This window comes from Serratia sp. TSA_130.1, from assembly GCF_052691795.1.
The window spans coordinates 127,736-146,974 of record NZ_JBQZFS010000001.1 but is presented as its reverse complement, the minus strand read 5'-3'; the positions used below and the strand labels follow the sequence as shown (position 1 = coordinate 146,974).

The 19,239-nt window shown below is 60.3% G+C and carries 15 protein-coding genes; 7 read left to right on the top strand and 8 right to left on the bottom strand.

Annotation, left to right across the window (positions count from 1 at the left end; translation table 11 throughout):
- Positions 1–115: 115 nt before the first annotated feature.
- The 3 genes from ACUTQY_RS00655 to nifJ all read right to left on the bottom strand — a co-directional run bounded on the left by ACUTQY_RS00655 (position 116) and on the right by nifJ (position 5,363).
- Positions 116–514 carry a VOC family protein gene (locus tag ACUTQY_RS00655; protein ID WP_033643223.1) on the bottom strand — a complete coding sequence of 133 codons (399 nt, stop codon included), beginning with the start codon at positions 512–514 and terminating at the stop codon, positions 116–118.
- 147 nt (positions 515–661) lie between these two features.
- A complete protein-coding gene (gene ttcA, locus ACUTQY_RS00650; protein WP_033643222.1) occupies positions 662–1,600 on the bottom strand; it encodes a tRNA 2-thiocytidine(32) synthetase TtcA in 939 nt (312 codons plus the stop codon).
- Positions 1,601–1,829: 229 nt separating this feature from the next.
- Complete coding sequence (gene nifJ, locus ACUTQY_RS00645; RefSeq protein ID WP_128868464.1) at positions 1,830–5,363, bottom strand: pyruvate:ferredoxin (flavodoxin) oxidoreductase; 3,534 nt, start codon at positions 5,361–5,363, stop codon at positions 1,830–1,832.
- A 237-nt stretch (positions 5,364–5,600) separates the two neighbouring features.
- Between nifJ and ssmE the strand changes: the two genes are divergently transcribed.
- Positions 5,601–5,933, top strand: coding sequence for a multidrug efflux SMR transporter SsmE (ssmE, locus tag ACUTQY_RS00640; RefSeq protein WP_046687127.1), 333 nt, complete (start codon positions 5,601–5,603; stop codon positions 5,931–5,933).
- Between the two features lie 501 nt (positions 5,934–6,434).
- Positions 6,435–6,689, top strand: coding sequence for a DUF333 domain-containing protein (locus ACUTQY_RS00635; protein WP_015377999.1), 255 nt, complete (start codon positions 6,435–6,437; stop codon positions 6,687–6,689).
- Positions 6,690–6,718: 29 nt separating this feature from the next.
- Here ACUTQY_RS00635 and hslJ read toward each other — a convergent pair whose 3' ends face one another.
- Both hslJ and ACUTQY_RS00625 read right to left on the bottom strand, forming a co-directional pair.
- Positions 6,719–7,144: a heat shock protein HslJ gene (gene hslJ, locus ACUTQY_RS00630; protein WP_033650286.1), complete on the bottom strand. Its 426-nt coding sequence runs from the start codon at positions 7,142–7,144 to the stop codon at positions 6,719–6,721.
- Positions 7,145–7,196: 52 nt separating this feature from the next.
- A complete protein-coding gene (locus ACUTQY_RS00625) occupies positions 7,197–8,189 on the bottom strand; it encodes a 2-hydroxyacid dehydrogenase (RefSeq protein WP_033650287.1) in 993 nt (330 codons plus the stop codon).
- Between the two features lie 443 nt (positions 8,190–8,632).
- On the opposite strand from ACUTQY_RS00625, the gene ACUTQY_RS00620 reads away from it, so the two are divergent.
- From ACUTQY_RS00620 to ACUTQY_RS00610, 3 genes are read left to right on the top strand one after another with little or no spacing between them, the layout of a single operon-like run.
- The gene (locus ACUTQY_RS00620; protein ID WP_046687126.1) at positions 8,633–11,245 is read left to right on the top strand and encodes a YdbH family protein; all 2,613 of its coding nucleotides are present in this window, start codon (positions 8,633–8,635) and stop codon (positions 11,243–11,245) included.
- Positions 11,242–11,439 (top strand): YnbE family lipoprotein, encoded by a 198-nt coding sequence (locus ACUTQY_RS00615; protein WP_025302979.1) that lies wholly within the window; start codon positions 11,242–11,244, stop codon positions 11,437–11,439. The genes ACUTQY_RS00620 and ACUTQY_RS00615 overlap by 4 nt, the downstream gene beginning before the upstream one ends.
- Before the next feature lie 8 nt (positions 11,440–11,447).
- Positions 11,448–11,771, top strand: coding sequence for a YdbL family protein (locus tag ACUTQY_RS00610; RefSeq protein WP_033643218.1), 324 nt, complete (start codon positions 11,448–11,450; stop codon positions 11,769–11,771).
- A gap of 119 nt (positions 11,772–11,890) precedes the next feature.
- Here ACUTQY_RS00610 and azoR read toward each other — a convergent pair whose 3' ends face one another.
- A complete protein-coding gene (azoR, locus tag ACUTQY_RS00605; RefSeq protein ID WP_015377994.1) occupies positions 11,891–12,496 on the bottom strand; it encodes an FMN-dependent NADH-azoreductase in 606 nt (201 codons plus the stop codon).
- A 269-nt stretch (positions 12,497–12,765) separates the two neighbouring features.
- Between azoR and hrpA the strand changes: the two genes are divergently transcribed.
- Positions 12,766–16,653 (top strand): ATP-dependent RNA helicase HrpA, encoded by a 3,888-nt coding sequence (hrpA, locus tag ACUTQY_RS00600; RefSeq protein WP_072055822.1) that lies wholly within the window; start codon positions 12,766–12,768, stop codon positions 16,651–16,653.
- 96 nt (positions 16,654–16,749) lie between these two features.
- On the opposite strand, the gene ACUTQY_RS00595 is transcribed toward hrpA, so the two are convergent.
- Both ACUTQY_RS00595 and asr read right to left on the bottom strand, forming a co-directional pair.
- On the bottom strand, positions 16,750–17,562 hold the full coding sequence (locus ACUTQY_RS00595; protein WP_046687125.1) for a trypsin-like serine peptidase: 813 nt from the start codon (positions 17,560–17,562) through the stop codon (positions 16,750–16,752).
- A gap of 295 nt (positions 17,563–17,857) precedes the next feature.
- Entirely contained in the window at positions 17,858–18,136 is a 279-nt protein-coding gene (gene asr, locus ACUTQY_RS00590; protein ID WP_033643216.1) for an acid resistance repetitive basic protein Asr, read from the bottom strand.
- A 185-nt stretch (positions 18,137–18,321) separates the two neighbouring features.
- Between asr and ACUTQY_RS00585 the strand changes: the two genes are divergently transcribed.
- The gene (locus ACUTQY_RS00585; RefSeq protein ID WP_046687124.1) at positions 18,322–19,227 is read left to right on the top strand and encodes an alpha/beta fold hydrolase; all 906 of its coding nucleotides are present in this window, start codon (positions 18,322–18,324) and stop codon (positions 19,225–19,227) included.
- The last annotated feature ends 12 nt before the right edge of the window (positions 19,228–19,239 follow it).

The following is a 19,239-nucleotide window of genomic DNA, read 5'->3' as shown; positions in this document are numbered from 1 at the left end:
GGCGTTGCGCTCCATAATTGTCTTACTTTCTTATTTTTGAATTACTGCATAGCACATTTGATTCGTACAATGCCGGTTTAATCACCGGCATTTTTTTATTCGATTTCTCTCTTCCTCAGGCCGCGCTTTCATCCCAGAAGCTGGCTTCAATCTTATGCCCATCCAAATCACGGACAAAGCAGCCGTAGTAAGCCTCACCGTAATGCGGCCGCGAACCGGGCGCGCCTTCATCGACGGCGCCGGCCAGCAGCGCCTGGCGATGGAATTCATCCACCTGTTGCTTGCTGGTCGCGAAAAAACCGACGTGCGTGCCGTTGCCGGGTGAAGCGGGCTGGCCGTCGATCGGCACCTGCAGCCAGAACTCCGGGTAGTCGCGGCCATAACCGATCGCGCCGGGATGCTCCAGCACCCGTCGGCAACCCAAGGCGGCCAGCGTGCGATCGTAAAAGGCCGCGGCGGCGACGAAATCGTTCGAGCCCAGCGAGACGTGGGACAGGCAGGGGGTGATATTCATTGCGCGATCTCCATATGACTGTATAAATGCACAGTATAGGGTAAAAACGGCATCGCCCAGCAAATTATGCGCAAACTGTGAACAGGATCGAGATCGTCGAGAGAGGGAAAAGGTCGCCGCTCGCAGGGTGGCGAGCGGCGAGGGGACTTATTTGATTTCCAGCACGTCCAAACGCGCCGGCGCAGGCGCCGCGTCGTCCGAATCTTCCGGCTGCCAGCCGACCGGCTGCATCGGAATGTCTTCGCGATCGAAGGCCAAATCGCCGCCGTCCACCACCGCGCTGCCGTGGTGAATGCCTTTGAAATCGAACAGATTGATATCGCTCAGGTGCGAAGGCACCACGTTTTGCATGGCGCTGAACATGGTTTCCAGCCGGCCTGGGTAACGTTTGTCCCAGTCGCGCAGCATGTCGCCGATCACCTGGCGCTGCAAATTAGGCTGAGAGCCGCACAGATTGCATGGAATGATCGGGAACGCTTTGGCGATCGAGAAACGCTCGATGTCTTTCTCGCGGCAATAGGCCAGCGGGCGAATGACCACGTGCTTGCCGTCGTCGCTCATCAGTTTGGGCGGCATGCCTTTCATCTTGCCGCCGTAGAACATGTTGAGGAACAGCGTCTGCAGAATATCGTCGCGGTGGTGGCCCAGCGCGATCTTGGTGGCGCCCAGTTCGGTGGCGGTGCGATACAAAATGCCGCGGCGCAGGCGCGAGCACAGTGAACAGGTGGTTTTACCTTCCGGGATCTTGTCTTTAACGATGCTGTAGGTGTTTTCTTCGACGATCTTGTACTCCACCCCCAAGCCTTCCAGGTAAGCAGGCAGAATATGCTCAGGGAAGCCGGGCTGTTTCTGGTCGAGATTCACCGCCACCAGCGAGAAATTGATCGGCGCGCTCTGCTGCAGATTGCGCAGGATCTCCAGCATGGTGTAGCTGTCTTTGCCGCCGGACAGACAGACCATGATGCGGTCGCCTTCTTCAATCATATTGAAATCGGCGATCGCTTCGCCCACGTTGCGGCGCAGGCGTTTTTGCAATTTGTTCAGGTTGTACTGCTCTTTTTGGCTAACGGATTGCTTTTCTGACATTTAAATCGTGCTCATTCTCAATGGGGGGCACTAGGGGCATGGCGTTGTAGACCGCGAGTTTACCATTCAACCGGCCGATTTTGATCATTATTCATCATCCAGCTTCCACGCGCCCGACGCGAGGCCTGTATGGTACGGATTGCGCGCAGGAATGCCAGCAGGTTTTATTGCTACGCCTTACGTCAACGGTAAAAGATCAGGGCGCGAATCGCTCGCGCCCTGAGGGAGGTTACTCAGCGGCGGACTTTTCCGCCTTGCCGGCCAGCAGGCTGAGGAAATCGTATTTCTCCTTCAGCTCTTTCTCGGCGGCCTGATACAGCGCGCTGGCCACCTCCGGCTGCTGCGCGTTCAGGCGGCGGAAACGCTGTTCTTTTAGCAGCGTTTCCGACAGGTTGCTGTTCGGCGGCCGTGAATCCAGCGCCAATGCGGCCTTGCCCTCGGCGCTGCGGCGCGGATCGAAGCGGTACAGCGGCCAGAAGCCGGTGGCGGTCAGCTGTTTCATCTGATCGTGGCTGAGCGCCAGATCGTAGCCGTGCTCTTCGCACGGGCTGTAGGCGATGATCAGCGACGGTCCCGGATAGGCCTCGGCCTCCTGAATCGCTTTCACCGTCTGGTTGAGCTGCGCCCCCAGCGAGATCTGCGCAACGTAAACATGGCCGTACATCATCATGCTGACGCCCAGATCCTTGCGCGCCTTGCGCTTGCCGTGCTCGCCGAATTTGGTCACCGCGCCGAGCGGCGTGGCCTTCGACTGCTGGCCGCCGGTGTTGGAGTAGCACTGGGTGTCGAGCACCAGCACGTTGACGTTCTCCGTCAGGCTGAGGACGTGATCCAAACCGCCGAAGCCGATGTCGTAGGCCCAGCCGTCACCGCCGATCAGCCAGATGGATTTATCCACCAGATAGTCGGCGTCGGTCGCCAGCTGGCGCGCATCTTCACCTTCAATACTCGCCAGCAGCGCGCGCAGTTCGGCGATTTGCTTGCGGCGCGGCTCCGGCGCCACGTCTTCCATCTGCAGGGCATTGACCAACTGCTCCGGCAGCTGCGGCGCCAGCGAATTCAGCAGGCGCAGCACCCGCGCGCGATGTTGATCGACCGTCAAACGGAAGCCCAGGCCGAATTCGGCGTTGTCTTCGAACAGCGAGTTGGCCCATGCCGGCCCGCGCCCTTCGGCGTTGGTGGTGTACGGCGTGGTCGGCAGGTTGCCGCCGTAGATCGACGAACAGCCGGTGGCGTTGGCGATCAGCAATCGGTCGCCATAGAGCTGGGTCAACAGCTTGATGTACGGCGTTTCGCCGCAGCCGGAACAGGCGCCGGAGTACTCGAACAGCGGCGTGATCAGCTGCGAGGTGCGAATGTCGATGCGCTCCAGCTGCGCCGTATCGATTTCCGGCAGCTGCAGGAAGAAATCGTAGTTGTCTTTTTCCGCCGTCAGATTATCGAGGCGTGAAGCCATATTGATGGCCTTGATCTCCGGGTTCTGGCGATCTTTCGCCGGGCAGACCTCGACGCACAGGTTACAGCCGGTGCAATCCTCCGGCGCCACTTGCAGCACGTATTTTTGCCCGCGCATATCGCGCGCTTTGACATCCAGCGACTGCAGGGAGGCGGGGGCGTGTTCCATCTCCGCCGGCTGCACGACCTTGGCGCGAATGGCGGAGTGCGGACAGGCGGCGACGCAATGGTTGCACTGGGTGCACAGGTCGGGCTGCCAGACCGGGATCGCTTCGGCGATGTTGCGCTTTTCCCACTGGGTGGTACCCACCGGCCAGGTGCCGTCCGGCGGGAAGGCGGAAACCGGCAGCGCATCGCCCAGTCCGGCCAGCATCGCGGCGGTAACGGTTTTGACGAAGTCAGGCGCGGCGTCCGAGACCACCGGCGGGCGCATCGGGCTGCTGTCGTCGACCGGCTGCAGCGGGATTTCAATCAGCGCGCCGCGGGTGGCGCCCAGCGCCTGCCAGTTGCGCTCGACGATCTCCTGGCCTTTGCTGCTGTAGCTGCGGGCGATGGCGTCCTGCAGCTGTTGCAGCGCCACGTCGCTCGGCAGGATCTGCGTCAGATGGAAAAACGCCATCTGCATGACGGTGTTGATGCGCGCGCCGAGCCGGCATTCACGCGCCAGCTTGGCGGCGTTGATGATGTAGAAACGCGCCTGGCGTTGATGCAACAGCGCCTGTACCTCCTGCGGCAGGCGCGACCAGACTTCGTCGGCGCCGTAAGGGGTATTGAGCAGGAAGGTGCCGCCGGGTTTGAGGCGCTCAACCATCTGGTACTTATCGATAAACTGCAGCTGGTGGCAGCCGACGAAATCCGCCTGGCTGACCAGATAGGCCGAATTGATCGGCTGCTCGCTGACGCGCAGGTGCGAGACCGTCAGGCCGCCGGCCTTTTTGGAGTCGTAGACGAAATAGCCCTGCGCATACAGCGGCGTGGCGTTGCCGATGATTTTGATGTTGTTCTTGGTGGCCGAGACCGAGCCGTCGCTGCCCAAACCGTAGAATAGCGCTTCCAGCGAGGCGCGCTGCGGCAGGATTTCGTCGCTCAGCGGCAGCGAAAGCCCGGTGACATCATCGAAGATGCCGACGGTAAAGCGCGGGCGCGGCTGCGGCTGGGCCAGCTCGCGGAATACCGCCAGCGCACAGTCCGGGCCGAACTCTTTCGACGACAGGCCGTAGCGGCCGCCGATCACCCGCGGCAGCGTGGCGCGTTCACCCCGGCTGTAGGCTTCCGCCAGCGCGGTCATCACGTCCAGATACAGCGGTTCGGCCAGCGCGCCCGGTTCTTTGGTGCGATCGAGCACCGCGACGCTGCGCACGCTGTCCGGCAGCGCGCCGAGCAGGTGTTTGGCGGAGAACGGCCGGAACAGCCGCACTTTCAGCACGCCGACTTTTTCGCCGCGGGTCAGCAGGGTGTCAATCACCTCTTCGCAGGTGCCGGCGGCGGAACCCATCACCACCACCACGCGTTCGGCCTGCGGGTGGCCGTAATAGTCGAATGGCCGATAGTGGCGGCCGGTAAGGGCGGCGAAGGCCTCCATGGCGTCGATCACGTGCTGGCCGGTAGCGTCATACCACGGGTTGGTGGCTTCGCGCGACTGGAAATAGGTGTCCGGGTTGGCGGAAGTGCCGCGCACCACCGGATGATCCGGCGACAGCGCTCGGCTGCGGTGAGCGTCGATCGCCGCCTGCGGCAGTATTTGCCGCAGCGTATCGTCGCTGAGCGGCACGATCTTGTTGATTTCATGCGAGGTGCGGAAGCCGTCGAAGAAATGGATAAATGGCACGCGCGCGTTGAGGGTGGCGGTCTGCGAGATCAGCGCGAAATCCTGCGCTTCCTGCACGCTGCCGGCGCACAGCATGGCGCAGCCGGTCTGGCGCACCGCCATCACGTCAGAGTGATCGCCGAAGATTGACAGCGCGTGCGTGGCCACGGTGCGTGCGGCGACGTGCAGCACAAACGGCGTCAGCTCGCCGGCCAGTTTGTACAGCGTCGGGATCATCAGCAGCAGACCCTGCGATGAGGTGAACGAGGTGGACAGCGCGCCGGTCTGCAAGGCGCCGTGCACGGTGGCGATCGCGCCGCCCTCCGACTGCATTTCCACCACGCGCGGGATATCACCCCAGATGTTTTGCCGGCCATCGCCGGACCAGGCGTCCGCCTGCTCCGCCATGGTGGAACTTGGCGTGATAGGGTAGATGGCAATCACTTCGTTGGTGCGATAGGCCACGGAAGCGACTGCGTTATTACCATCTGTAGTTATCATCGACGTTACCTTTTCATTGCTCACAAAGCCGCGAAAGCGCACTTTCGCAGTAATGGAAAAAAGTCTAACAGAGGGTTTGAACGTGGCTTTATCGTGTTTGTGTGGCGGGTGATAAATCGTCAAGGGCGTATTTCCTCGTCGATTGGGGGCGACGGCAATAAATTGTTTTCGCCGTTTAAAGACAATTTATTGCCGGCGCGTCATAATTGCGCATCGGTAAACTGACAGAAGAAAATCATGAGCGCATTTGTGTATTTGACGATGGCGATTGTCGCGGAAGTGATCGCCACCACCATGTTAAAAGCCTCCGAGGGCTTTACCCGCCTGTGGCCGTCGCTGCTGGTGGTGCTGGGCTACGGCGTGGCGTTTTGGGGGCTGTCGATGGTGGTCAAGAGCATGCCCTTGGGTATCGTGTATGCGATTTGGTCGGGCATGGGCATCGTGCTGGTGTCGATCGCGGCGGTATTTGTTTATCAGCAAAAATTGGATTGGCCGGCGATCGTCGGCATGGGATTAATTATTGCCGGCGTGCTGGTGATTAATTTACTGTCCAAAGCCTCGGTGCACTGAGTGTTATTTTAATGTGAAAAAAGGCCGGCGTGACCGTAAGTCGCGCCGGTTGAAGAATTCAGCCATCATTCACTGAAAATAGTGGAATGCTAATTACTTAGCGCCGCCAGCATAGTCGCAAATATCATCCTCTCCGGTAGCAAAAAATGCGCCGTCACGCCGAAAGCACGCGGGGTTAATTAATACCGATATCATGCGAAGAAACCCCGTCGCCGACAACGGTGACGTTATCACTTTCTCTCTGCGGCCGGGGCCGGGCAGCGGGTGGCGCCGTCACGTTTAACGCCTCGCAATAGGGGCGGAAATATTCTGCAAACAAAATAAATGTCCGGCCGGCGCAAAAAAAACACAAATAATGGCCGGAATATATTTTCATTATTTATATATCGAGCTAGATTAAACAAGTTTGCATCAAAGATAGCGAAACGTGTCCGCCAAGTGACGCGCGTTATCGGCAATGGCGATTTTACACAGCGCAGTTCCGGGTTCAGGAGTGGGATAATGACGACATCAAAATGGCTGCTTGCCAGCGCCGTGCTGCTTTTAGCCGCCTGCAGCAGCAACAACGAAGAGCCAGTACAGCAGGGCAACAGTGCCAGAATCAATACGTTGCAGACCAGCGCCGGTTGCGCGGCGGTCGGCGGCGTCACCACCATCGCGCACAACTTGAACGGTGAAGCGTTGCGCATGTGCCAAATGCCGAACGGCAAACAGTGTGAGGAACGCACGCTGGGCCTGGGCAGCTGCGCCGGGTAAGCCCACGGCGCCAGGCCTGGCGTCCAGAATCAATATACCCAGTCGCGCAGGGCATAAACCAGCGTGTGGCCGCTGCCGTTGAGCGTCAGCTGCTGCGCGCTCAGCGTCACTTCGGCGCCGTTTTCCAGCACGGTGCCGATCACCCGATCCCAGCGATTGCGCTGCTCATCAGGGCACAGCCTGCGCGTCGAGGCCAACGGTTTTACCGTCAGTACGCCGTCGCGTAATTGCCCCTGGCCGAAAAAGCGGTTGCACATCGCGCCGGACACATGCAGGTTCTCGCCGAACTCCAGATTGAGCAGGACGCCGCCCGTTGGAGATTTTGCCGCTTCGCCATCGACGCTCTGCAACACGAAATTATGATGCATCAGATCGCCGGGCGTAACGGTCGCGGGTGGTTTCATGCTGCATCCCCCCAAGACCAGCGCCGCAAAGGCGGCCATCGTTGTTCTCATCGTCGCGCTCTCAAATAAACAGGGCGCCGCAAGGGGCGCCCTGAGATGCCGTTCACGCGTTCAACTGGTTCGGGCAGGCTTCGCCGCGATCCAATTGGCTGATGTTCTGCAGCGTGGTTTGCGAAATGCTGGTCAGCGCCTCTTCGGTCAGGAAAGCCTGATGGCCGGTGAACAGCACGTTGTGGCAGGCCGACAGGCGGCGGAACACGTCATCCTGAATCACGTCGTTAGACTTGTCTTCAAAGAACAGATCGCGTTCGTTCTCGTAGACGTCCATCCCGAGCGCGCCGATTTTTTGCTGCTTCAACGCGTCGATGGCGGCGGTAGAGTCGATCAGCGCGCCGCGGCTGGTGTTGATCACCATTACGCCGTTTTTCATCATCGCGAAGGCGTCGGCATTCAGCAGATGGTGGTTTTCCGGCGTCAGCGGGCAGTGCAGGGTGATTACGTCGGATTGCGCGTACAGCGTTTTCAGGTCGACATACTCTGCGCCCAGTTCCAGCGCCTGTTCGCTGGGGAACGGATCGTAAGCCAGCAGCTTCATGCCGAAGCCTTTGAGAATGCGCATCGTCGCCACGCCGATTTTACCGGTGCCGATCACGCCGGCGGTGCGATTGTGCATGTTAAAGCCGATCAGCCCTTCGAGAGAGAAATTGGCGTCGCGGGTGCGTTGATATGCGCGGTGAATACGGCGGTTCAGGCACATCATCATGCCTACCGCGTGTTCCGCCACGGCTTCCGGCGAGTAGGCCGGCACGCGCACTACCTTGATGCCCAGCGCTTTGGCGGCGTCCAGATCGACGTTATTAAAACCGGCGCAGCGCAGGGCGAGAATTTCGACGCCCAGCGCCGCCAGTTCTTCGAGCACTTCACGGCTACCGTCGTCGTTGACGAAGATACACACCGCCTTGCAACCGGCGGCCGTTTTGGCGGTTTTTTTACTGAGTAAAAAGTCGAAGAATTCCAGCTCATAGCCAAACTGCTGATTCACCAGTTCGAGATATTTACGGTCATACTGTTTGGTGCTGTATATCGCCAATTTCATCGTGGTTTCTCCACCGTGATTTTGTGATCAATTTAACAGATTTTAGTAAATTCGACAATTGGTTAGCCACGCTGCAAGGCTGCTGTGGGCTGGCGGCGGTGAAGGGAAGGCGACGGTGAGGCGGGCGACAAAAAAATCCCCACGGGGGTGTGGGGAATGGCTTCTCTAGTACACAGTTAGCTAGCAGCTAAACTTTTATTAGAATGCTTGCAAGACTATTAATCATCAACGGTAACAACAATAACAAAAGTCTGAAAACTGTCCTATTTATGTGATGTATATGTAACGAAAATCTACAACTCCGCGCGCGCTTGCGCCAAAAGGGTGCAAATCGCCTCTGCGACCGCGCTCAGCTTCACCCTATGTCAAATTCGTGCCATCATTATTGTCAATTCAGGCATAGACTTAACCAATGCCTAACACAGGAACGAAGCAATCATTTAATGACCAGGCGATTGAAAGTATTCATAGGGACGGTGGCGGGCTGCGCAATCCTGGTGCTGGCGTTGTGGCAAACCTTGCCGCGCTGGCTGCCGGGGGTGTTATCGCATTGGTTGCCGGCGGGAAGCCGACTGGAGTTGCAGGGCAAATTGCATTGGCGCCAGGGCGGCCTGACGTTGGCGGGGGCGCGTTTCACCGCGCAAGATTGTCTGCTGGCCAGCGTCGGGCCGACGCGGCTGGCTTATCGGCAAGGCCGCTGGCAGCTGTCGAGCGATAAGGTCAGCGTCGATAGCGCCTGTTTGTCAAAACTGCCGGGCGGCGACGCCAACAGCGCGCCGCTTGCGCTCGATCAACTGCAGCGGCAGCTGCCGCCGCTGGATCTCACCATTCATGACCTCACGCTCATTCCCTGGCAGCGTTATGCCGGGAAGCTGCAGCTTTCCTCCGGCTCTGACGGGCAACGTCTGCATTATCGGGGGCCGAATCTCAGCGCCGAGGCGCAGCTGGATGAAAAACAACAGCTGACGTTGCACAGCCTGACCGTCATTCCGCCCAACAGCGCGCAACCGCTGCGCCTCGCCGGCAAGATAACCATTCCGCTGGATCTGGCCAGCCTGCCCACGCAGGGCGCGCTGCAGGGTGAAATGCAGACGGCCTATCTGGAAAAACCGGTTTTGCTGGATATGCGCTGGCAACAGCAGCAGGGCGTGTTGACGGTGAGCGAGAAAGGCGACGATCGGCCTCTGGCGGTGCTGCCGTGGGAAGTGACCCCGCAGCGGGTCAGCATCAAGCAGGGCGAGTGGCGTTGGCCCTACAGCGGACAGCCGTTGAACGGCGGCCTCAGCATCGCGCTGCACGACTGGAGCAAGGGACTGGATGAAACGGAGATCAGCGCGCGGCTGAACGTGATCACGGCCGGCCACAACGGCAAGGGCAATGCGGTGCTGACGCTTGGGCCGGGCAAGGTGGGGCTGACCGACAGCGATCTGCGGTTCCAACTGACCGGCCAGGCCAATCTGGCCGACTTCTCCGCTACCGCGTCGATCCCGGGCGTGCTCGGCGGCAGCATTCTCAACCCGACGCTGGTTCTGCAGCCGGGTTCGTTGCTGCGCCTGTGGGGCAAGGTGACGCCGGAAATGACGCTGGAAGAGGCGCGTTTGCCGCTGGCGGGCGTGAAGGTGACCGCTGCCGGTATTACCGGCCGCCTGCAGGCGATTTTGAGCGCCAGCGACAGTTACTGGGGCCGCTTCAAGCTGCATCTGGACGGCCAGGCGCAGGATTTCTGGCCGGACAAGGGCCACTGGCAATGGCGCTACTGGGGCAATGGCCGCTTGCCGCCGCTGCAGGCCGCCTGGGACGTGGCCGGCAGCGGCAGCTGGCGCGACAGCGAGTTGGTGCTCGATAAACTCTCCACCGGCTTCGATAAGTTGAAGTACGGCCTGGTGACGGTCGCCGCGCCGCGCTTGAGCCTCAACCAGCCGCTGCGCTGGCGGCGTGATGAACAAAGCCCGCAGTTCAACGGTGAGCTGCAGCTGGCGGCGGATAAGGTCAGCTTCAGCGATGGCGGTTATCTGCCGGCGCCGGTGCTGGCGCTGCAGGTGAACGGCCGTTCGCCGGACAGTTTCCAGATGCAGGGCAAGCTGCAGGCGCAACAGATCGGTCCGATCGCGCTGCGCGGCCGTTGGGACGGCGAACGTCTGCGCGGCGAAGGCTGGTGGCCGAAACAGTCGCTGAAGGTCTTCCAACCGCTGCTGGCGCCGGATCTCAATCTCACGCTGCGCGACGGCGAGTTTTACGCGCAGTCGGCGTTTTCCGCCGCCCGCGAACAAGGGTTCGAGGCCGGTGGCCACTGGGTGGTGAAAAACGGCGGCATGTGGCTGAAGGACGGGGAGATGAGCGGCCTGGATTTCATCCTGTCGTACCGGTTCAAGCAGCATCACTGGCAATTGGGAGCTAAACAGCCGGTATCGCTGCGCATCAAGTCTTTCACCAACCTGTTCGAGATGCAGAACATTTCCGCCGATTTGCAGGGCACCTATCCTTATAGCGAAGGGCAGCCACTGACGTTGAGCAACGTCGGCGTGGACATGCTCAACGGGCATATCAGCCTGTCGGCGCTGCGGTTGCCGCAGCATGACGCCGCAGTGCTGAAGCTGGACAAGGTCGATCTCAGCGCGCTGTTTACCGCCCTGAAACCGAAGCAGTTCGCCATGTCCGGCCGTGTCGACGGCGAGTTGCCGCTGTTCCTGAACCATCCGAAGTGGCTGGTGCAAAACGGCTGGATCGCCAACGCCGGCACGTTGACGCTGCGCCTGGACAAAGACATGGCCGACGCCATCGGCAGCAACAACCTGGCGACCGGCGCGGCGATCGACTGGCTGCGCTACATGGAAATCAACCGTTCGCATGCCCGGGTCGATCTCGACAACTTGGGCGAGCTGACGCTGAGCGCGCGCATCGACGGCATCAACCCGCAGAAAAGCGCTAAGCGCGAGGTGATCCTGAACTATCGCCATCAGGAAAACGTGTTTCAGCTGTGGCGCAGTTTGCGCTTCGGCGACAATTTACAGGAGTGGCTGGAGCAGGCCCTCTCACAACCTGGGGAGCAACAATGAAAATCATGAGTGTGTCGACGCTGGCAGCGGTGCTGTGCGTTTCGCTGCTGAGCGGCTGCGTGCCGCGCATCGAGGTGGCGACGCCTAAGGATCCGATCACCATCAATATGAACGTCAAGATCGAACATGAAATTCATATCAAGGTGGATAAGGACGTCGAAAACCTGCTGAAAACCCAAAGCGGTCTGTTCTAGGAGCCGACATGAAAAAACGTTATTTGTGGCTGGCCGGCGCCGCCTGGCTGTTCAGCGGCCTGGCGATGGCGCTGACGCTGGATGAGGCGAAGCAGCAAGGGCGGGTGGGGGAAACCCTGAGCGGCTACATCGCGCCGGTGCAGCAGGACGCCGAAACTTTGGCGCTGGTGAAGCGCATCAACGCCGGCCGCGCCGAGAAGTATCAGGAAGTGGCGGACGGCAACCATATCGCCGTCGATGAAGTGGCGCGCATGGCCGGCCAGAAGCTGGTGACGCGGGCGCAGAGCGGCGAGTATGTGCGCGGCATCAACGGCCAGTGGCTGAAGAAGTAAAAAAAAGCGCGCCGTCTGGCGCGCTGAATGATACGGATAGATGATTATTATGAGGGTAGTGCAGGTTTGACAAGGCTTGCCTCTTGTCCGGCAGGGGCATGGCGCCCCTGCGCTGGCTCTTACGCGGCAACCACCTGAGACAGGGCCGCTTTGGCGTCTTCCTGTGCTTTGGTCGCCACTTCCGGACCGTAGGCGATGCCTTCCGCGAAGACGAACTCCACGTCGGTGATGCCGATGAAGCCCAGGAACAGACGCAGGTAAGGTTCCACCAGGTCGGTTGGGGTGCCTTTATGAATGCCGCCGCGGCTGGTCAGGATCACGGCGCGTTTGTTTTTCACCAGGCCTTCCGGACCGTTTTCGGTGTAACGGAAAGTCACGCCGGCGCGGGCGACCAGATCGAAATAGTTTTTCAGCTGGGTCGGGATGTTGAAGTTGTACATCGGTGCGGCGATCACGATAACGTCATTGGCCTGCAGCTCGGCGATCAGTTCGTCCGACAGGGCCAGCGCTTCTTGTTGACGCGGAGTCAACGGAGCATCGGAAGGACGCAGCGCGCCAACCAGCTCGCCGTCCAGCACCGGGATTGGCTGTGCGGCCAGATCGCGCACGGTGATGGTGTCGCCGCTGTGGGCGTTGCTCCATTGCTCTACGAAGAAATCGGCCAGTTGGTTAGACTGAGAGTAGGTCGCCAGGATGCTTGATTTCAGAACCAATACGTTGCTCATCGATAATTCCTTACGTTGTGACAGTGACATCAGGACTCAGCGTCCCTTGCATGAACTACATGCTATTCACATTCCCCCAACAGTGATAGCGCAATATTTCGAGATCTTCGTTCGATTTTATTGAATAACCTGCCGAGGCGTTACTCGCGAAAGTAGGGGGAAAAAGCCGTTTGTGATAGGCTGTGCGGCTAAAGCAAAAAAATCGCTAAAAAAACATTAAACCGTTGCTAAGCCTGGTCTTGGCCACGATGAAACAAGGAACACCGAACGTGAAATCTCCGCTCGAGGCACTGCCGGCCCAACTGGGCGAGCTGATGCTCCGCGATCAACAACGCCTGCGTCGTCGCCTGCAGGGCGCACGAAAAATCAAAAATCCCGATGCCCAGCTGGCGGTCGCCGCCGAAGTGGAAAGCGACATCGCGACGGCGCGGCAAAAAGTGCAGGCGCGCGCCGCGTCTTGCCCGCGCATTACCTATCCGGAAAGCCTGCCGGTCAGCCAGAAAAAGCAGGACATCTTAAAAGCTGTCCGCGACCACCAGGTGGTGATCGTCGCCGGGGAGACCGGCTCGGGGAAAACCACCCAGTTGCCGAAGATCTGTCTGGAGCTGGGGCGTGGGGTGAAAGGGCTGATCGGCCATACCCAGCCGCGCCGCCTGGCGGCGCGCACCGTCGCCAACCGCATCGCCGACGAGCTGGAAACCCCGCTCGGCGGCAGCGTCGGCTACAAGGTGCGCTTCAACGATCAGGTGGGAGAAAACACCCTGGTCAAACTGATGACCGACGGTATTTTGCTGGCGGAAATTCAGCAGGACCGTCTGCTGATGCAGTACGATACGCTGATCATCGATGAAGCGCACGAGCGCAGCCTCAACATCGACTTTATTCTCGGTTACCTGCGCGAACTGTTGCCGAAGCGACCGGATCTCAAGGTGATCATCACCTCGGCGACCATCGATCCGCAGCGCTTCTCGCGCCATTTCAACAATGCGCCAATCATCGAGGTTTCCGGCCGCACCTACCCGGTGGAGGTGCGCTACCGCCCGGTGGTCGACGACGGCGACGATACCGATCGCGACCAGCTGCAGGCGATTTTCGATGCGGTGGACGAGCTTGGACGCGAGGGGCCGGGCGACATTCTGATCTTCATGAGCGGCGAGCGCGAGATCCGCGATACCGCCGATGCCCTGAACCGTCTCAATCTGCCGCATACCGAAGTGCTGCCGCTGTATGCGCGCCTGTCGAACAGCGAGCAGAACCGGGTGTTCCAGTCGCATCACGGCCGCCGCATCGTGTTGGCCACCAACGTGGCTGAAACCTCGCTGACGGTGCCGGGCATCAAGTACGTCATCGATCCGGGCACCGCGCGCATCAGCCGCTACAGCTTCCGCACCAAGGTGCAGCGCCTGCCGATCGAACCGGTGTCGCAGGCCTCCGCCAACCAGCGTAAAGGGCGTTGCGGCCGCGTGTCGGAGGGGGTGTGCATCCGTCTGTACTCCGAGCAGGACTTCCTGTCGCGGCCGGCGTTTACCGATCCGGAAATTCTGCGCACCAACCTGGCGTCGGTCATTCTGCAGATGACCTCGCTGGGCCTGGGCGACATCGCCGCGTTTCCGTTCGTCGAGGCGCCGGACAAACGCAACATTCAAGATGGCGTGCGCCTGCTGGAAGAGCTGGGGGCGATCACCACCGCCGATAACGGCCACTATCAGCTGACGCCACAGGGCCGGCAGCTGGCGCAGTTGCCGATCGACCCGCGTCTGGCGCGCATGGTGCTGGAAGCGCAGAAGAGCGGCAGCGTGCGCGAGGTGATGATCATCACCGCCGCGTTGTCGATTCAGGATCCGCGCGAGCGCCCGATGGATAAGCAGCAGGCCTCGGATGAAAAACACCGCCGTTTTGCCGACAAAGATTCGGACTTCCTGGCGTTCGTCAACCTGTGGGATTATCTGCAGGAGCAGCAAAAGGCGAACTCCTCCAGCCAGTTCCGCCGGCTGTGCCGCAACGATTTTCTCAACTACCTGCGGGTGCGCGAGTGGCAGGATATCTATACTCAGCTGCGCCAGGTGGTGAAAGAGCTGGGGCTGCCGATCAACAGCGCGCCTTCCGACTACCGCAGCGTCCACACCGCGCTGCTGACCGGCCTGTTGTCGCACATCGGCCAGAAGGATGCGGACAAGCAGGAATACACCGGCGCGCGCAACGCCCGCTTCTCGATCTTCCCCGGCTCCGGCCTGTTCAAGAAGCCGCCGAAGTGGACCATGGTGGCTGAACTGGTGGAAACCAGCCGCCTGTGGGGGCGCATCGCCGCGCGCATCGAACCGGAATGGATCGAGCCGCTGGCTCAGCACCTGGTGAAACACAGCTACAGCGAACCGCACTGGTCGAAGTCGCAGGGGGCGGTGATGGCCAGCGAAAAGGTCACGTTGTTCGGTCTGCCGATCGTCGCGGCGCGCCAGGTCAATTACGGCGCCATCGATCCGCTGCTGTGCCGCGAGCTGTTTATCCGCCATGCGCTGGTGGAGGGCGACTGGCAGACGCGCCATGCTTTCTTCCGCGATAACCAAAAGCTGCGCGCCGAAGTGGAAGAGCTGGAGCATAAATCGCGCCGCCGCGATATTCTGGTAGACGACGAAACGCTGTTCGGCTTCTACGATCGCCGTCTCCCCAACGACGTGGTGTCCGGCCGTCATTTCGACAGCTGGTGGAAGACCGCCGCCAAACAGCAGCCCGACCTGCTGAACTTCGAAAAAGAGATGCTGATCAAGGATGGCGCCAACAAGATCAGCGCGCTCGACTACCCGAACTTCTGGCATCAGGGCAACCTCAAACTGCGGCTGAGCTATCAGTTCGAACCAGGCACTGACGCCGACGGCGTGACGGTGCACATCCCGCTGCCGATCCTCAATCAGGTGGAGGAGCAGGGGTTCGAATGGCAGATCCCCGGCATCCGCCGTGAGCTGGTGATCGCGCTGATCAAATCGTTGCCGAAACCGGTGCGTCGCAACTTCGTGCCGGCGCCGAACTACGCCGAAGCGTTCCTTGGCCGCGTAACGGCGCTGGAATTGCCGCTGCTTGACGCGCTGGAGCGCGAGCTGCGGCGCATGACTGGCGTGACCGTGTCACGTGATGACTGGCAGTGGGATCAGGTGCCCGATCACCTGAAAATGACTTTCCGCGTGGTGGGCGAGAAAAACCAGACGCTGCGCGAAGGCAAAGATCTGGCCGCCCTGCGCCTGCAGTTGAAAGAGAAGGTGCAGGAGACGCTGTCGGCGGTGGCCGATGACGGACTGGAGCAGAGCAACCTGCATGTCTGGAGCTTTGGCCAATTGCCGGCGTTCTACGAGCAGAAGCGCGGCGGCTATTCGATGAAAGCCTATCCGGCGCTGGTGGATGAAAAGGACAGCGTGGCAATCCGCCTGTTCGACAGCGAAAGCGAACAGCAACAGGCGATGTGGCAGGGCACGCGCCGCCTGCTGTTGTTGAATATTCCTTCGCCGATCAAATATCTGCATGAAAAGCTGCCGAACAAGGCCAAGCTGGGGCTTTATTTCAACCCGTACGGCAAGGTGCTGGAGCTGATCGACGACTGCATTTCGTGCGGCATCGACAAACTGATCGCCGAACACGGCGGCCCGGTTTGGCAGGAGGAAGATTTTGCACGGTTGCAGGAGCAGATCCGCGCCGAGCTGAACGACACGGTCGTTGAGGTGGCCAAGCAGGTTGAACAGATCCTGACGGCGGTCTTCAACATCAACAAACGGCTGAAAGGCCGGGTGGACATGTCGTTGGCGCTGGCGCTGTCGGACATCAAGACCCAGCTCGGCGGGCTGGTCTACCGCGGCTTCGTCACCGGCAACGGATGGAAACGGCTGCCGGACACGCTGCGCTACCTGCAGGCGATCGAACGCCGATTGGAGAAACTGGCTATCGATCCGCACCGCGATCGCGCGCAGATGCTGCGGGTGGAGCAGGTGCAGCAGGCGTGGCAGCAGTGGCTGAACAAGCTGCCGCCGAAGCGACAGCAGGAGGAAGAGGTGAAAGCGGTGCGCTGGATGATTGAAGAACTGCGCGTCAGCCTGTTCGCGCAGCAATTGGGCACACCTTACCCGATCTCCGACAAGCGCATTCTGCAAACCATCGAACAGCTTTCGGGCTAAGCTCAGGCGCGCCGGCCGGCAAACGGCCGGCGCAGCGCAAGTTGAAATTCAGGGAACAGAGAAACAGCAACGGCGCTTGATGCGCCGTTGCGAGAGCTACTTGCCTGCCGCCAGGGCGTCCAGCGCCTCGCGGATGCCGGGCACCGCCAGAGCGCGGTTATCGGCGCGGTAACGATCTTTCGCCGCCGGCGCCGAACTCTGGATGGCGATCAGCTGCCAGCCGTCGGCGGTTTTCAGCAGCAGCGGTGAGCCGCTGTCGCCGGGCAGGGTATCACACTGGTGCGACAGCACCCCTTGCTGGGCCCAGCCGGTCACCTTGCAGTTTTGGTGGCTGTAGAGGTCATCAAGATGGTCCTCCGGGTAGCCCGCCTGGGTGATCAGCCGTTTGGCCTGTTTCAGGGCCTGAGTCAACGCCTTGCTGTCGCCTTGCCACAGCGGCAGCGGGGCGATCGGCAGCGGCGTTTTGTCTTTCAGCCGGATCAGCGCAAAGTCATAAGCGGCGGCGGCGGGCGGCACGATCCAGCCGTCGCCGTCCGCTTTCAGCTTTTTGCCCAGTTTGCTGTCGACCAGGGTTTCAATATTGTCGGTTTGATACTGCCATGATTTATCGCCCGCCACGAAGCGCAGGGCGACGGCTTTATCCAATTGTCCCGGCGGCGCCAGCACGCAATGGCCGGCGGTCAGCGCCAGGTGTGGGGAGATCAGCGTGGCGGTACACAGATTGCCGCTGGCGGTTTCGACCTGGCCGATGGCTTGCCACGGCTGGGCGGCGGTATCCGTGACCTTGATTCGTTCATCTTTGCCGAAAAACAGACGCGTTTGCTCGGCCTTGGACGGGCCGTCGGCGCGTGCCGCCTGGGAGGCGATGAGCGGGAGTGAGCACAGCAACAGTAAAACGGATATGCGCATAGATCTCTTGCCTGACAAATACGGATCATCCATAAACACACTGAATGCTAACTATAGACTGATTTAGCAGCCATGTGGATGGGCAATAACTGATTTTTCAATAATTTCCCGCCGGCGAGGCGACAGGCTACAGATAAAAAAAGACGGCGATCAGTCCACAGAGGATCAGGGCGGTCAGAATGATCTCGAACAGGTAGCGGCGCAGCATCAATGAGAACCCCCCGGATGAAAAAACACCCGGTGAACCGGGTGTCGTGCACGTCAAGCCTGAAGCGGTGAGGGGAACCTCACGACATTACGCTTTTTTGTGGCTGGCTTTCTTGTGGTGCTTTTTAGCCGCCTGGGCTTTTTGCGCCGGGGCTTTTTTGCCGGCTTTCTTGTGATGCTTTTTGGCCGCCTGAGCTTTCTGTACCGGGGCTTTCTTGCCGTGGTGTTTCACCTGAGCTTTAGCCGGCGCAGCGGTGGCGGTGGTTGCGGTAGCCGCAGGCGCGGTAGTGGTGGCAGCCTCGGCAGCGAAAGCCACGGAAGACAGACCCATTGCAGCGGCAACAACCAGAGCTAATACTTTTTTCATCGCAGAATCCTCAACATGACTTTTGGGTATCAACCCCACTGCGGGGCCGTTGAGATGATAGTAGGCAAACGGCGTCCGGCTTTCCGTGAGTGATTGGTTTCGGCTTGTAACCTAATGTACAGGGCGGCGGCGGCAGGAGGGATTGCTGCTATAATGACCGTCAGGCTCGATAAAAGGGATTTAAAATGAACGAGATAACGGTTCGTTGTGGCGTGACGGAACAGGGTGAGGTGCCGCTGGCCTATGAAGACTGGGGCGATGAGGCGCATCCGCCGCTGTTGTTAATCATGGGCATCGGCGCGCAGCTTTTGCTGTGGCCTGACGATTTCTGCCGCGCTCTGGTCGCCAAGGGATTTCGGGTGATCCGCTACGACAACCGCGACGTCGGCCTTTCCGGTAAAACGCGGGCGCAGCGCAAGACGCCGCTGTGGCTGTTGATGTTGCGTGCCCAGCTCGGCTGGCAAACGCCGGTGCCTTATACCCTGGCGGATATGGCGACGGACGCGGCGCATCTGCTCGATCATTTACGCATTCCGCAGGCCCATGTCCTTGGCGCCTCGATGGGGGGGATGATCGCCCAGGTGTTGGCCGCCGAATACCCGCAGCGCGTCGCCTCGTTATGCATCTTGTTTTCCAGCACCAATCAACCGCTGTTACCGCCGCCGGCGCCTTCGCTGCTGTGGTTGCTGGTGCGCCGGCCTGCCGCCGATATGACGCTTCAGCAGCGCCAGGAAGGGATGAAGGCCTTTCTGCGCGCGCTTGGCACCGCGACTTATCCGCCGGAGGAGGCGGAGCTGGATGCCCTGGTGAAGCGGTTGCTGAAGCGGGGCTTGGATCCGGAGGGCATGCAGCGGCAACTTTCCGCGCTGCTCGGCAGCGGCGATCTGCGGCGTTACAGTCGGCGCATCGCCGCGCCGACGCTGGTGATTCACGGCGATCGCGATCGGCTGGTGCGCAAGGCCGGCGGGGTGGCGATCGCTCGGGCCGTCGCCAACGCCAGATTGCAGATTATGCCGGGCATGGGGCATGATCTGCCCGCCGCGTTGAGACCACAATTGGTGACGATGATCGCCCGTCATGCGCTGGGATGAGAGGCAGATAGG